At 50.7% G+C, this 12,879-nt stretch carries 12 protein-coding genes; 5 read left to right on the top strand and 7 right to left on the bottom strand.

The window, feature by feature from the left end:
- The first annotated feature begins 112 nt into the window (after positions 1-112).
- Positions 113-853 carry a substrate-binding periplasmic protein gene (locus tag ACPAOP_RS14140; RefSeq protein WP_423708446.1) on the top strand — a complete coding sequence of 247 codons (741 nt, stop codon included), beginning with the start codon at positions 113-115 and terminating at the stop codon, positions 851-853.
- Between the two features lie 17 nt (positions 854-870).
- Here ACPAOP_RS14140 and ACPAOP_RS14135 read toward each other — a convergent pair whose 3' ends face one another.
- Positions 871-1,332: an Lrp/AsnC family transcriptional regulator gene (locus tag ACPAOP_RS14135; protein WP_423708445.1), complete on the bottom strand. Its 462-nt coding sequence runs from the start codon at positions 1,330-1,332 to the stop codon at positions 871-873.
- A gap of 159 nt (positions 1,333-1,491) precedes the next feature.
- Here ACPAOP_RS14135 and glmS point away from each other — a divergent pair, with 159 nt between their 5' ends.
- Entirely contained in the window at positions 1,492-3,309 is a 1,818-nt protein-coding gene (glmS, locus tag ACPAOP_RS14130; RefSeq protein WP_423708444.1) for a glutamine--fructose-6-phosphate transaminase (isomerizing), read from the top strand.
- Positions 3,310-3,615: 306 nt separating this feature from the next.
- Here the strand turns inward: glmS and ACPAOP_RS14125 are convergent, their stop codons facing one another.
- Complete coding sequence (locus ACPAOP_RS14125) at positions 3,616-4,449, bottom strand: cupin domain-containing protein (protein WP_423708443.1); 834 nt, start codon at positions 4,447-4,449, stop codon at positions 3,616-3,618.
- 114 nt (positions 4,450-4,563) lie between these two features.
- Between ACPAOP_RS14125 and ACPAOP_RS14120 the strand changes: the two genes are divergently transcribed.
- Positions 4,564-5,505: an alpha/beta fold hydrolase gene (locus tag ACPAOP_RS14120; RefSeq protein WP_423680495.1), complete on the top strand. Its 942-nt coding sequence runs from the start codon at positions 4,564-4,566 to the stop codon at positions 5,503-5,505.
- A 69-nt stretch (positions 5,506-5,574) separates the two neighbouring features.
- On the opposite strand, the gene map is transcribed toward ACPAOP_RS14120, so the two are convergent.
- From map to ACPAOP_RS14095, 5 genes are all read right to left on the bottom strand, one after another.
- On the bottom strand, positions 5,575-6,345 hold the full coding sequence (gene map / locus ACPAOP_RS14115) for a type I methionyl aminopeptidase (RefSeq protein ID WP_423708442.1): 771 nt from the start codon (positions 6,343-6,345) through the stop codon (positions 5,575-5,577).
- Positions 6,342-6,500, bottom strand: a complete 159-nt coding sequence (locus ACPAOP_RS14110; protein WP_423680497.1) for a TA system antitoxin ParD family protein — start codon at positions 6,498-6,500, stop codon at positions 6,342-6,344. Before ACPAOP_RS14110 ends, map begins: the two co-directional genes overlap by 4 nt.
- Positions 6,501-6,866: 366 nt before the next feature.
- On the bottom strand, positions 6,867-7,973 hold the full coding sequence (locus ACPAOP_RS14105; protein ID WP_423680498.1) for a nickel/cobalt efflux transporter: 1,107 nt from the start codon (positions 7,971-7,973) through the stop codon (positions 6,867-6,869).
- Between the two features lie 10 nt (positions 7,974-7,983).
- Positions 7,984-8,271: a metal/formaldehyde-sensitive transcriptional repressor gene (locus ACPAOP_RS14100; protein ID WP_423680499.1), complete on the bottom strand. Its 288-nt coding sequence runs from the start codon at positions 8,269-8,271 to the stop codon at positions 7,984-7,986.
- A 333-nt stretch (positions 8,272-8,604) separates the two neighbouring features.
- A complete protein-coding gene (locus ACPAOP_RS14095) occupies positions 8,605-10,536 on the bottom strand; it encodes a sigma-54-dependent Fis family transcriptional regulator (protein ID WP_423708441.1) in 1,932 nt (643 codons plus the stop codon).
- 344 nt (positions 10,537-10,880) lie between these two features.
- Between ACPAOP_RS14095 and ACPAOP_RS14090 the strand changes: the two genes are divergently transcribed.
- Together ACPAOP_RS14090 and ACPAOP_RS14085 are read left to right on the top strand one after the other, a co-directional pair.
- Complete coding sequence (locus ACPAOP_RS14090; protein WP_423708440.1) at positions 10,881-12,401, top strand: aldehyde dehydrogenase family protein; 1,521 nt, start codon at positions 10,881-10,883, stop codon at positions 12,399-12,401.
- An 87-nt stretch (positions 12,402-12,488) separates the two neighbouring features.
- Positions 12,489-12,866: a DUF779 domain-containing protein gene (locus ACPAOP_RS14085; RefSeq protein ID WP_423680502.1), complete on the top strand. Its 378-nt coding sequence runs from the start codon at positions 12,489-12,491 to the stop codon at positions 12,864-12,866.
- Positions 12,867-12,879 lie beyond the last annotated feature (13 nt).

The raw sequence follows: 12,879 nt of genomic DNA, 5'->3' as shown, positions 1-12,879 counted from the left end.
ATCCCGATTTTCCTCAGGTCTCTCTATGCGAATTTTGCGCAAAACAGTGTGCTTTTGTTTAATGACGATGTTTGCCGGCGCTGTTTCAGCTCACGGTAACTGTTCTCGTTCCATGAAAGTTCCACTGGCGATGACAGGCTTAAGTGTCATCGTGAGCGGCGAGATTATTTCCGGTGTGTACCCTGAAATACTGAGCGATTTATCCGCCAAAGAAAAATGCAGTTTCGAGCTGAGCATCGTGCCGCGCGCACGACTGGAAATGATGTTTGAAAACGGTCAGGCAGATATTCTTATTCCAGCAACCCGCACACCCCGACGAGACCGGCTGGGGTTTTTTGTCCCGCTGATTTCTAACAGGGCGATGTTGATTTCCGTCCAGGAAAAAACGACTCCAGTCAGAAATTTCAAAGACTTGCTTGAGCAGAGAGACACAAAAATAGCCGTGGTACGCGGTTTTGATTATGGCGAAAAGTATCAGGCGTTTCTCAAAGAGTTACAAAAGCGGAACCGGCTACGCCTTGAAGCAGATCCTGTATCAGTCGCCCGTTTATTGAAATCAGGAGCAGCTGATTACACCCTGATGGCACCATCCATTTTTGCCGGCTCAGTGCAGATTGATGAACGCGTTACTGATCTTGAAGATAAATTGCAATATCAGCCGCTGCAAGAATTAACCTGGGGTGAGAGTGGCGTTTATTTTTCTAAGAAATCATTGAATGCTGCCGATTTGCAGGTCTTGCAGGATATTTTTGAACGTGCGGCGAATGACGGCCTGATCTGGAAAGGCTTTCAGCGTTACTACAAAAAAGAATTCCTGAAAGACAGTATCCGTCCGCGGGATACGACGCGCTGATCAGAGCAGACAAGCGGCTAGACCGCAATGCCGGTTTCAAATTTGCTGCGCAGAATTGAAAAGAAACTTCTGACGTTCCTGATATTGCTCTGAGTCGCAAACAGGCGGTGTGCGAGCGCATGATATGCCGTCATATCCGCGACCTGAATAATCAGCACGAAATCCGGTCCGGGAGACACCCGGTAACACTGTTGGACTGCGGGCTCGGCGGCGATACGCTGTTCAAATTCCGTCAGTCTCTCCGTCGCCTGCTGATCCAGCGTGATTTCTACAATAGCAGTTAACCCGGCGCCGACTTTTTCAGGTGACAGAATCACCACTTGACGCGCAATCACACCTTCCTCCATCAGACGTTTCACCCGCCGCATGCAAGTCGGCGCCGACGCATGTACGCGCTGAGCCAGTTCGTGATTGGTCAGTGACGCATCTTGCTGCATTTGCTGCAAGATGCGTTTATCGAGTTCATCTAATATCGTCATGAATGAAATAAATTACTAATTTTTATTTATTTTTGAAATAAAAAATCAAGATGAAATTAATTTTTATATAAATTTCATATTACACGAAATTTTGAAATAAATAATCATTCAAACTACATTAGCATAACCACATTCTCTTTTCTTATTGACGAGGTCATTATGTGCGGTATTGTCGGTGCAGTTGCTCAGCGTAACATTACGCCCATCCTGCTTGAAGGGCTCAAGCGTCTTGAATACCGTGGTTATGACTCCTGCGGTATCGCCTTGCATGTCGATGGTCAGTTGCAGCGTTCGCGCAGTACCTCCCGTGTTGCTGAATTGCAGGCACAAGTCGAGCAGAGTGGCTTATCCGGCTTTACCGGTATCGCACATACGCGCTGGGCGACCCACGGCGTTCCGTCTTCGGCTAATGCACATCCGCATTTTTCGCGCGACCGGATCGCACTCGTGCATAACGGCATTATCGAAAATCACGAAGAATTGCGTACCGAATTAAAAGCGCTCGGCTACGTTTTTGAAAGTCAGACCGATACCGAAGTCATTGCTCATTTAGTTGATCATTTATATCAGGGCGATTTATTTGAAACAGTGCAGCAAGCGGTGAAACGCCTGACGGGCGCTTATGCGATTGCAGTATTTTGCCGGGACGAGCCGCATCGTGTGATCGGCGCACGTCAGGGGTCGCCGTTAATCGTTGGTGTCGGCAAAGGTGAGAATTTTCTCGCATCTGATGCGATGGCGCTGGCAGGTACTACCGACCAGATCATTTATCTCGAAGAAGGCGATGTCGTTGATCTGCAATTGCAACGCTGCTGGATTGTTGATGTGCATGGTAAAGCAGTGGAACGCGAAGTGCGCACCGTTCACGCCCACAGCGGTGCGGCTGAACTCGGCCCGTATCGTCATTACATGCAAAAAGAAATTTTTGAACAGCCACGCGCCATCGGTGACACCCTAGAGGGCGTCACCAGCATCATGCCGGAATTATTCGGCGATAAAGCCTACGGTGTTTTCAAGCAGATTGATTCGGTACTGATACTCGCCTGCGGCACCAGTTATTACGCGGGGCTCACCGCCAAATACTGGCTGGAGTCGATTGCAAAAATCCCCGTCAATGTGGAAATCGCGAGTGAATACCGTTACCGCGACAGCGTGCCGAATCCGAATTCTCTGGTCGTTACCATCTCGCAAAGCGGTGAGACTGCCGACACGCTGGCTGCGTTAAAACATGCCCGTTCGTTGGGTATGCAGCACACGCTGACGATCTGCAATGTCTCCACCAGTGCGATGGTCAGAGAGTGTGTTTTGTCGTATATCACCCGTGCTGGTATCGAGGTCGGCGTTGCATCGACCAAAGCATTTACTACCCAACTGGTCGCGCTTTTTTTACTGACGCTGACACTCGCACAAAGCAAAGGCCGCCTTAGTGATGCCGAAGAAGCTGAACACATCAAAGCCCTGCGCCACCTGCCGCTGGCAATCAGTGCGGTCCTCGCGCTGGAACCGCAAATCATTGCCTGGTCAGAAGAATTCGCCAGAAAAGAAAACGCACTTTTCCTCGGTCGCGGTTTGCATTATCCGATCGCGCTTGAAGGCGCACTCAAGCTCAAGGAAATTTCTTATATTCATGCAGAAGCGTATCCTGCCGGTGAACTGAAACACGGTCCGCTGGCGCTGGTGACTAAAGAAATGCCGGTGGTAACAGTCGCACCGAACGATGCACTGATTGAAAAACTCAAATCTAATCTGCAGGAAGTCCGTGCCCGTGGCGGCGAACTGTTTGTATTCGCTGATGCCGATTCGCACATCACCTCCAGCGAAGGCGTGCATGTGATTCGCCTGCCTGAACATTACGGCCAGCTATCCGCCATTCTGCACGTTGTACCACTGCAATTACTCGCCTACCACACGGCGCTTGCCCGCGGCACCGACGTAGATAAGCCTAGAAATTTAGCAAAAAGTGTCACAGTCGAATAAAAATGAATCAGCGGTTTTTGACTTGTTCCCGACAATGAAAGTCGTAAACTAGCTATTAAAGTCATAAACTAAAAATCCAAAAAAATGCCCAAACCTGGAATATCAGGCTTGGGCATTTTTGTATCTGAATTCGACTACGATGGGACTCTTGATTTATCGCAGACCTTCTGCTGTGACACCAACTGTTTGAAGCCACCGGATAGGCAGATGCTGTTTAATTTTGATAAAGATCAGAGCATTTCTTGGGGGCGGACTGACGCAGCATAATAATGGTCTTGTCGGCATTGCCTTGCATTGGATAGATATCTATCCGGCGCCCTCATGATTCTTGCGCCACTCACTCGGTGAACTCCCCGTTTGTGTACGAAATGCGCGTGATAAGGCTGCCTCGCTGGAGTAGCCAACGTTGTAGGCAATCTGACGCATTGAATGTCCCTCTGACAGTAGTTTTTGTACCAGGCCGACGCGCCAATTTTGCAGATATTGTACCGGCGTTATGCCGACGATATCGCGGAAAGTATTGGCGAACGAAGTCCTTGACATCCCGGCCTCGGCTGCTAAATCAGGCAAAGACCAGTCGCGTTTTGGCTGGTCATGCATAGCGACCAAAGCCCGGCGTAAACGCGGATGCCCCATCCCGGCCAGCATGCCGGATTGAACAAGGTGGTGTTCCATGAGTTCGCGGAGAATTTGTATCAGTAGCACTTCAAACAGGCTGTCGAGCATCTTTTGTCGTCCACAGTTAGTTCCTGCCGCTTCGGCAAAAAGTAAATCCAGCACGGGCTTACTATCGCGCAAACCTGATAAGGGCAAGCAGACAAAAGCAGGTAGTGCGGCCCTTACAGGATTGGCCTTCCCACCTTCGAAACTGAGGTCAGCACAGACGAACTCTGCCCCTTTTGCTTTATCGGTCAAAAAACGTCGGGTGAGCGGTTGCGCATACAGCAGCAGACTGGGCTCATTGATGTGGGCAACGAGTTCAGTGCCATGCATGACCTTGACTTCACCTTGCCGGATCAAGTGCAACTGGCCCAGCCCGTCACTACCGGTCAATGAGTTGATGCCGCATAAGGCACCGGCATGAAAGGTTTTGGCGCTGATACTGAAATGCGCGAGTAGTGAAGCCAGACGATCTGTCATATTTGAACTATTTGCTAAATAATGTGTACTTATTGGTGCATATAATACATTAAACACAGGCAAACTTTGTTCTGCCGATTGGCAAACAAACTTACAGATTAGAAAGTCACCATCATGAAAGCCTTCAAAAATATTTTCCTCGCCTCAAGCATTGCAGCAGCCAGCCTGACTGCAATATCCGCACCTCACACCGCCATTGCGGCACCAACTGTGAGTCAGCCGTCTTCCATGTTCATTACGGCCAAAGACGGCACGCCGCTGTATTACAAAGACTGGGGTCCGAAGGATGGCAAAGTCGTTGTCTTCAGCCATGGATGGCCGCTGAACTCTGATAGCTGGGAAGCCCAAATGCTGTTCCTGGCAGAGAAAGGCTACCGGGTGATTGCACATGACCGCCGCGGCCATGGTCGCTCGGGACAATCATGGAATGGTAACAATATGGACCAGTATGCGGATGACCTGGGCGTCGTACTGGAGACTTTAAATGTGAAAGACGTGACACTGGTGGGCTTCTCAACTGGAGGCGGCGAGGTGGCACGCTATGTCGGCCGCCACGGCAGCAAGCGCGTCAGTAAAATTGTTCTGGTGAGCGCAGTGACGCCGTTGATGCTGAAAACTGAGACGAACCCCGATGGCGTTCCGCTGGAGGTGTTTGATGGCCTGCGTAAAGGATCGATCACGAACCGCTCACAACTCTACAAAGACGTGGCCAGTGGTCCATTTTTCGGCTTCAATCGCCCTGGCGCGAGTCCCTCCGCTGGTTTGATCGACGCGTTCTGGCTGCAAGGTATGACCGCTTCACACAAAGGGACTTTTGACTCGATCAAGGCGTTCTCCGAGACCAATTTTGTAGAAGACTTGAAACGCATTGATGTGCCGACCCTGGTCATTCATGGTGACGACGACCAAATCGTGCCGATTCAAACCTCAGGACGAGCGACCGTTAAATTAGTCAAAGGCGCAAAACTCATCGAGTATCCAGGTGCGCCTCACGGTATCACAGACACGCACAAAGACCGCTTGAATCAGGATTTGTTGGACTTTATCAGTCAATAAGATGACTGTCAGAACCCGGTTGGTGCCGGATCTGACGAAAAAAAAGGGCAGTCATGATGACTGCCCTTCTTAATCACATTTACCTTTTTCCTCCGCTCGCAGAGTCAGGACCTTAACGCCATTTCGGGTAACTGCTACGGTATGTTCAAATTGCGCCGATAACTGGCCGTCTTGCGTCATCACCGACCAGCCATCTTGTGCAGTAAAAACCGCAGATCGCCCTTGGTTTATCATCGGCTCTATGGTGAATACCATGCCTTCTCTTAAAACCATGCCGGTTTTTGGCCTTCCCCAGTGCAATACTTGCGGCTCTTCATGCATTTCCCTGCCTATGCCATGGCCACAATATTCTTTAACAACCGAATAACCATTTCTAGTTGCATGGCGCTCAATAGCATGACCGACATCACCAAGCCGGGCGCCCGGGCGAACAGCATTGATTCCCTTCCACATCGCTTCATAAGCCACTTGAACAAGCCGTTTTGCCAATGGTGATACCTCGCCGACAAGGTAGGTTTTACTAGAGTCCGCCATATAACCATTTTTCTCCAGGGTGATATCAAAATTGACGATATCGCCACTCTGTAAAATTTCATTGCTGGATGAAACGCCGTGACATACAACGTTGTTTCGTGAGGCGTTCAGCGAATAGCAATAACCATACTGTCCTTTACTTGCCGGTCGCGCCTTGAGGTGATTAACGATGTAGTTATCCACCATATCGTTAATTTGCATGGTGGACATGTTGATGAGATTTAATTGATTCAGATGAGCAAATACTGCGGCCAGTAATTTGCCGGATTCCGACATCAGGCCGATTTCCTCGGGTCGTTTGATCATGTATCCATCTCGCTGAAACTGTGTTTCATGTCCGTTTCACACAATATGCCAGCTTTGATCCAAAACGTTGTCTGAGCATGTATGAGGTGAGGTAGAACTGTGCTCGCCTGACGAAGTTGATCGTGAAGGTGGTCACTCAAATTTTCGATAATCATTATATGATTCGTATATGAATAATATACGAATCATATCAATATTTTTTTCAAGCAGCAACACTTGATCAGATCCAGATTGTCAATCCGGAATCCTGATACGGAGCCACCCGGTAATTTTTTACATCACAACTCAAGGGAAGATCAAAATGTCTCTGATCTGAAGCCGCGGGCTTAAGCCTGCGAGCTGCATTGCATGCGAGATTGACGCTGGCTCAGTTCAGCTGCGTGCAGCTGGTTGGCGACGTCACGTTTCTGGTCCGGGAGGCACTAATACAGCGGAGAATTCGGGAGCAGATTGACAGCTTGAATAACCGGAAATACGCTTGTTGTGGATGCATATAAAGCTTGGAAAACCGGACCTTTTTTTTACTTCAGTAAGTTGTGCAAGCCTTCGTAAGCCAGATAGAAACCGACTAATAAAATCAGGATGCCGGAAAAATACGGTGCTTTGCGGGCAAATGTGCCGAAGCCGCTCCAGCGTTTCGAGATGTGTCTGATACTCAATGCCGCCAACACGCCGGACATGACCATGGTCAGTGCCAGACCAATGCTGAAACTCAGTACCAGTGTCGCCCCCAGTGCGATTTTTTTCAGTTGCAGGCAGAGCAGCAAGACCGTGATCGACGCCGGGCAGGGAATCAGGCCGCCGGTTAAACCGAACATGACAATTTGTCCGGTCGTCACTTCGCGGTTGGTGAAGCGACGGCGTATGTCGTTCGCATGGGCAAGTTCATGTGCATCCTGATACTCGTCACCGGCCACGTTCAGGCTGTCCGACTCCGCATGATGATGTTCATGCTCTGTGAAATGCACGACATATTCATGCGAGTGGCTACCATGACCTAAGAGCAAATGGGCAGAGAATTCGTGTGGCTCAGGAATCGTCTGTTCCGATTCTATGAAGCCATCCCGTTGCACAAACCTGAACGTTTGGCGCTCTTTCTGATGGCGTACGGTTTCCAGCGTCAGCTGTTCTGCTGTCCAGACGTGATTGTGCTGTTTGTCCTGATTGTCTTGATAGAGCCGGAACCGTGGTGGTACGCCGTCTTCAAATATCTCCAGCCGCACAATGCCATGCCCGGTATCAATCTCTTGCATATCGTCATGATGATGGTGGTGAGCATGATGCTGATCGTGCCAGGTACGCCACATCATCCAGATGGCGATACTGATAATCAAAATTGCTGACACCACCTGTAAGTAAGGTTCACTGGCTTCAGCATTCCATTGCTGACCGAAATACATACCGGCCAGTGCGATGATCCAGACGATCACGGTATGCGACAGGGTCGCCGACAGCCCCAGCAAGACGGCCTGCGTCAGTGTTCCGCGCACGGCGATAATAAATGCCGCCATCATGGTTTTTGAATGGCCGGGTTCCAGTCCGTGTAAAGCACCAAGCAGGATGGCGCTGGGAATAAACAGCCACGCGTTCGTTGCGCCTTGTTGCAGCAGAGTTGAGAATTCAATCATATTAAGCGCTTTATTTTAAGTAACTTTTCACCACGTCAATCAGCTGTTCGCGTGCATCGGTGTGGTCTTCATCGTGTTCAGCACCATCATGCGGTGCGTCGATCAGATGCGTGCGTATATGATCTTCCAGCACCGTCGCCAGCAGGCCATTCATCGCGCCGCGGCAACTGGTGATCTGGTGCAGTATGTCCATGCAGCCTTTTTCGTCCTCCAGCGCCCGCTCTATGCTGTCGAGCTGGCCACGGATACGACGTACCCGGTTCAGCAACTTTTGCTTATCTTTAATTGTGTGACTCATATTAAATAAAATAGGGTAGGGGGGTATACTATATACCAAGAAGAAAATAGCGATGAAATTTCGTTTTCCCTCTGACTTGAACTATTTTTCAGCTGCACAAATGGCAGCGGATTAAGGGTGTCGCAGGCGGGTCTGCACTTATCCTGAAAGCACTGACGATTCCGGATAATCAGGAAAGCGGTATCTGCGTGAGCGCGGCAGGAAGAGACATCGGAGTCGGCGACACCGGACATGATCATCAACGCTGGTAAGCGAAATAAAATTGCTGAGGTGCGGAATGATGTTTAAAGGTGAACAAACGATGTCAACAAACAATCGCGGCATCAGTGCAATTCAGTTCTCTTGCAACTTGCGGTACAAGGTTTGCCGGCTGATGCCTAATTCGCGTGCCGCCGCAGAGACGTTGCCATTCGCGTTGGTGAGTGCCTGCCGTATCGCCTGCATAGAACGCGCATGCAGACTGCGTTCTCTTGGTTCTACGGTGTCGCCGCCGGCTGAGGTCGTGATGGTTTCAGTACCAGTCTGAGATCGCAACTCTGCGGCCAAATCGTCTGCCAGGTGTTCCCAGCTGATACAGTGCTGATCATCTTCCCGTAAAGCGACCGCGGCACGTAGTACATGGCTGAGTTGACGCAGATTGCCGGGCCAGTGATAAGTTTTCATTGCTGCCAGCAGATCAGGTTCAATGTGAAGATCGCTGTCCGGCGCAAATTCCTGCAATAGTCGTCCGCATAAAAAGGCGAAATCCGTCCGCATCCGTAACGCAGGCAGGCAGACGGTCAAGCCATTGATGCGGTAATACAGATCTTCGCGGAAACGGCCGGCAACAATGCTGTTTTTTAAATTCTGGTGCGTAGCGCAAATCAGATTGAAATCGACGTTAACCGGCGTGCTGCTGCCCAGTGGCGTAACCTGACGTTCCTGCAAAACCCGCAGTAATCTTGTTTGTAAACTTAAAGGCATATCGCCAATTTCATCCAGAAATAAGGTGCCGCCGTGGGCTTCGCGCAGACGTCCCTGCGCTCCTTGCTTAGACGCACCTGTAAAAGCGCCGGCGACGTAACCGAATAATTCTGCTTCGATCAGATGTTCTGGAATTGCGGCACAATTCACCGCCACGAAGGGCTTATTCCTGCGCAGGGAAGCGCGGTGCGTCGCCTGCGCAAATAATTCTTTACCAACGCCGGATTCACCCGTTACCAGCAAAGGAATCGCCTTGTCGATGACCTTGCGCGCTCTCTCACTGGCGGCCAGCCACAGGCTGTCTTCATTTGCTGTTGCTGATGTCAACGTTGCAGGGGCAGATTTCGTCTGTACGCTCAGGGCCTGACGTGCCAGGCTATGACTATGCACCTGTGCAAATAAAACGCTGCCATCCCTGGTTCGCAGTACGTCAGGTCGCATGACTGTGCGCTGCTGAAATGACAGTATGTGCTGAAATTCTTTATCAAATAAATCTGACCAGCAGGTCGCAGCTATATCGCTGTACTGCAATTTCATTAGTGCCAGGCCCTTGCGGTTGGCGCCTGTCAGCCAGCCGTCTTCTGAGAACACCAGTACCCCTTGTGCCACTGAGCCCAGGCCTTCGGCACGCGGATGTAATTGCACAATAATCTGATGCTGGCTGGCGCTCAGCACCATGCTGTTTTCTATGATTTGTGCGGCAGTGGATACCAGCCCCAGTGTATGCGGATGACGGCTGCGATGGTCGCCGGAGATATCGAGTATGCCCATCAGCTTACCCTGTGCGGACAAGATAGGCGCGGCAGCACAGGTCAGAAATTCATGATGCTCGAGATAATGTTCTGCACCATGTATCTCTATCTCGTTTGCCTCCGCCACGGCTGTGCCTATTGCATTTGTTCCGCGCTGGCTTTCCGCCCATGTGGCACCGCATTTCAATGCGACACGATCTGCTTTGTCCAGAAAATCCAGATCACCCAGCGTATGCATCAGTACACCTTGCGCATCCGCCAGTATCACCATGCTATGGCTATGTCGCACTTGTTCAAACAGATATTCGATCACCGGTTCTGAATGGCTGATCAGCTCATGATTGAAATGACGCGCATGTTGTAAGTTGCTGCTGCTGAGATTGTCTTCACATTCGACCCTGCCAACGGGTGAGAGTCCGGCCGACAGGCTGCGCTGCCAAGATTGCGCAATACGATCATTGATCCCAGGGCTTGGGCTTATGCCATATTCGACCAGCTGTAAGCGGGCCTGCTTCAGATGTGATGAGGGCAGAATGGCGTGGTTACGCATGAACTTGTCTCCTGTGGCGTTTGGATTTGCCTACGTTTTATTGATCTGCCTGCTGAGTTCTTTGTTTAATTTTTTTATTTTCAGCAATGGCGTCAATCTGTCTCATTTTGTGTCAGGTGTCACAGACATCTGCGGACAGTTGCCAACTATCTTAGCAGGATTCTGTCTGCAAAAGTGCATGTACGGCGTTGCCAGCTGCTCTGATATTTGCCATCTCAGACGGAAATACAGACTGGTTCATTTGCTGTTCCGAGGTTGGCATGGCTTTTGCAGAAAGTACGACTGACCAGCGCAAAACAGCTTTGTGTCTGTCGATAAATAATATATAACCGAAGGAGACAACCTTGATCTACGAAGCCCCTGGTGCTGCAGGCGCCAAAATCCAATACAAATCCCGTTACGACAATTTTATCGGCGGCAAATGGACTGCCCCGGTGAAAGGCGAGTACTTTGATGTCGTCACCCCGATTACCGGCAAGGTGTACACACAGGCAGCGCGCTCGACCGCAGAAGATATTGAGCTGGCGCTGGATGCCGCTCATGCAGCAGCTGATGCATGGGGTAAGACCGATGCTGCGACGCGTTCGAATATCCTGCTGAAAATTGCTGACCGTGTTGAGGCGAACCTGGAATTGCTGGCCTATGCCGAAACCGTGGATAACGGTAAAGCGATCCGCGAGACGCTGAATGCCGATATTCCGCTGACCGTCGATCATTTCCGCTATTTCGCCGGTTGCGTGCGGGCGCAGGAAGGTGCTTTGTCGAACATCGATGAGAATACCGTCGCTTATCATATTCAGGAACCGCTGGGCGTCGTCGGACAAATCATTCCGTGGAATTTCCCTATCCTGATGGCCGCATGGAAACTGGCGCCGGCGCTGGGCGCAGGTAACTGTGTTGTGCTGAAACCAGCCGAATCCACACCAATCTCGATTCTGATTCTGGTCGATCTGATTGCCGATCTGTTACCACCCGGCGTGCTCAATATCGTCAACGGTTTCGGCCGCGAAGCCGGTATGCCACTGGCGACCAGTAAGCGTATCGCCAAGATTGCATTCACCGGTTCCACCAGCACAGGTCGCGTGATTGCGCAGGCCGCCGCCAATAATCTGATTCCGGCCACGCTGGAACTGGGCGGTAAATCGCCTAACGTCTTCTTTGCCGACATCATGGACAAAGACGACGAATTCCTCGATAAAGCCATCGAAGGTCTGGTCTTGTTCGCCTTCAATCAGGGTGAAGTCTGCACCTGCCCATCACGTGCGCTGATTCAGGAATCGATTTACGATAAATTCATGGAACGCGTATTGAAACGTGTCGCTGCGATCCAGCATAAAAATCCGCTGGATACCGACAGCATGATGGGCGCGCAGGCTTCCAAAGAACAACTGACAAAAATCCTCTCTTATCTGGATCTCGGCAAACAAGAAGGAGCCGAAGTGCTGGCGGGTGGTGGTCAGGCGCATCTGGGTGGCGATCTGGAAGGCGGCTACTATGTGCAGCCGACGCTGTTTAAAGGCCACAACAAGATGCGTATCTTCCAGGAAGAAATTTTTGGTCCTGTGCTGGCGGTGACCACTTTCAAAGATGAAGCTGAAGCCCTCGCAATTGCTAACGATACCTTGTACGGACTCGGCGCCGGTGTATGGAGCCGCAATGGTAACGTCGCCTATCGCATGGGGCGCGCGATCAAAGCGGGCCGCGTCTGGACTAACTGCTACCACGCTTATCCGGCACATGCGGCGTTCGGTGGTTATAAAGAATCCGGTATCGGACGTGAAACGCACAAAATGATGCTTGATCATTACCAGCAAACCAAAAATCTGCTGGTCAGTTATAGTGAAAATAAACTCGGCTTCTTCTGATCCTCGCTGTATCTGTAACCTAGATAAAAAGGGGCAGAATGATCTGCCCTTTTTTATGCGGACGAGTCACATATCAAGGAGGCCCACATGGTAGAGCGCGTCATCGCCACACCTGCAGCGCTGGAACTCATACAGCAGTTGCAGGCAGAACACGGCAGCATTATGTTTCACCAGTCCGGCGGCTGCTGTGATAACAGCGCTGCGAATTGTTATCTGCCCACCGATCTGACGATAGGCCCTTACGACATCAAGCTAGGTGAAGTTGGCGGCGTGCCGTTTTATATCGGCAAGCTGCAATACGATTACTGGAAACACACCCAGCTGATTCTGGATGTGATCGACGGCCACGGCGGTACTTTTTCACTCGAAGGCGCAAGCGGCAAGGCATTTCATACCCGTTCCCGTTTATTCACCGACGAGGAATGGGCGCAGATCGCAGACCAGGTCGCTCAGGATCTGGCCTGAGTTTGCGCGCCTT

The sequence above is a fragment of the Undibacterium sp. WLX3042 genome, assembly GCF_049544825.1.
In the GTDB taxonomy this organism is placed as follows: domain Bacteria; phylum Pseudomonadota; class Gammaproteobacteria; order Burkholderiales; family Burkholderiaceae_D; genus Undibacterium.
This window is presented reverse-complemented; position numbering and strand designations above follow the sequence as displayed.

Coding starts and splice junctions, on each gene's coding strand:
- ACPAOP_RS14140 (WP_423708446.1), top strand. CDS start 113: ATGAAAGTTCCACTGGCGATGACAGGCTTAAGTGTCATCGTGAGCGGC.
- ACPAOP_RS14135 (WP_423708445.1), bottom strand. CDS start 1,332: ATGACGATATTAGATGAACTCGATAAACGCATCTTGCAGCAAATGCAG.
- glmS (WP_423708444.1), top strand. CDS start 1,492: ATGTGCGGTATTGTCGGTGCAGTTGCTCAGCGTAACATTACGCCCATC.
- ACPAOP_RS14125 (WP_423708443.1), bottom strand. CDS start 4,449: ATGACAGATCGTCTGGCTTCACTACTCGCGCATTTCAGTATCAGCGCC.
- ACPAOP_RS14120 (WP_423680495.1), top strand. CDS start 4,564: ATGAAAGCCTTCAAAAATATTTTCCTCGCCTCAAGCATTGCAGCAGCC.
- map (WP_423708442.1), bottom strand. CDS start 6,345: ATGATCAAACGACCCGAGGAAATCGGCCTGATGTCGGAATCCGGCAAA.
- ACPAOP_RS14110 (WP_423680497.1), bottom strand. CDS start 6,500: ATGATTATCGAAAATTTGAGTGACCACCTTCACGATCAACTTCGTCAG.
- ACPAOP_RS14105 (WP_423680498.1), bottom strand. CDS start 7,973: ATGATTGAATTCTCAACTCTGCTGCAACAAGGCGCAACGAACGCGTGG.
- ACPAOP_RS14100 (WP_423680499.1), bottom strand. CDS start 8,271: ATGAGTCACACAATTAAAGATAAGCAAAAGTTGCTGAACCGGGTACGT.
- ACPAOP_RS14095 (WP_423708441.1), bottom strand. CDS start 10,536: ATGCGTAACCACGCCATTCTGCCCTCATCACATCTGAAGCAGGCCCGC.
- ACPAOP_RS14085 (WP_423680502.1), top strand. CDS start 12,489: ATGGTAGAGCGCGTCATCGCCACACCTGCAGCGCTGGAACTCATACAG.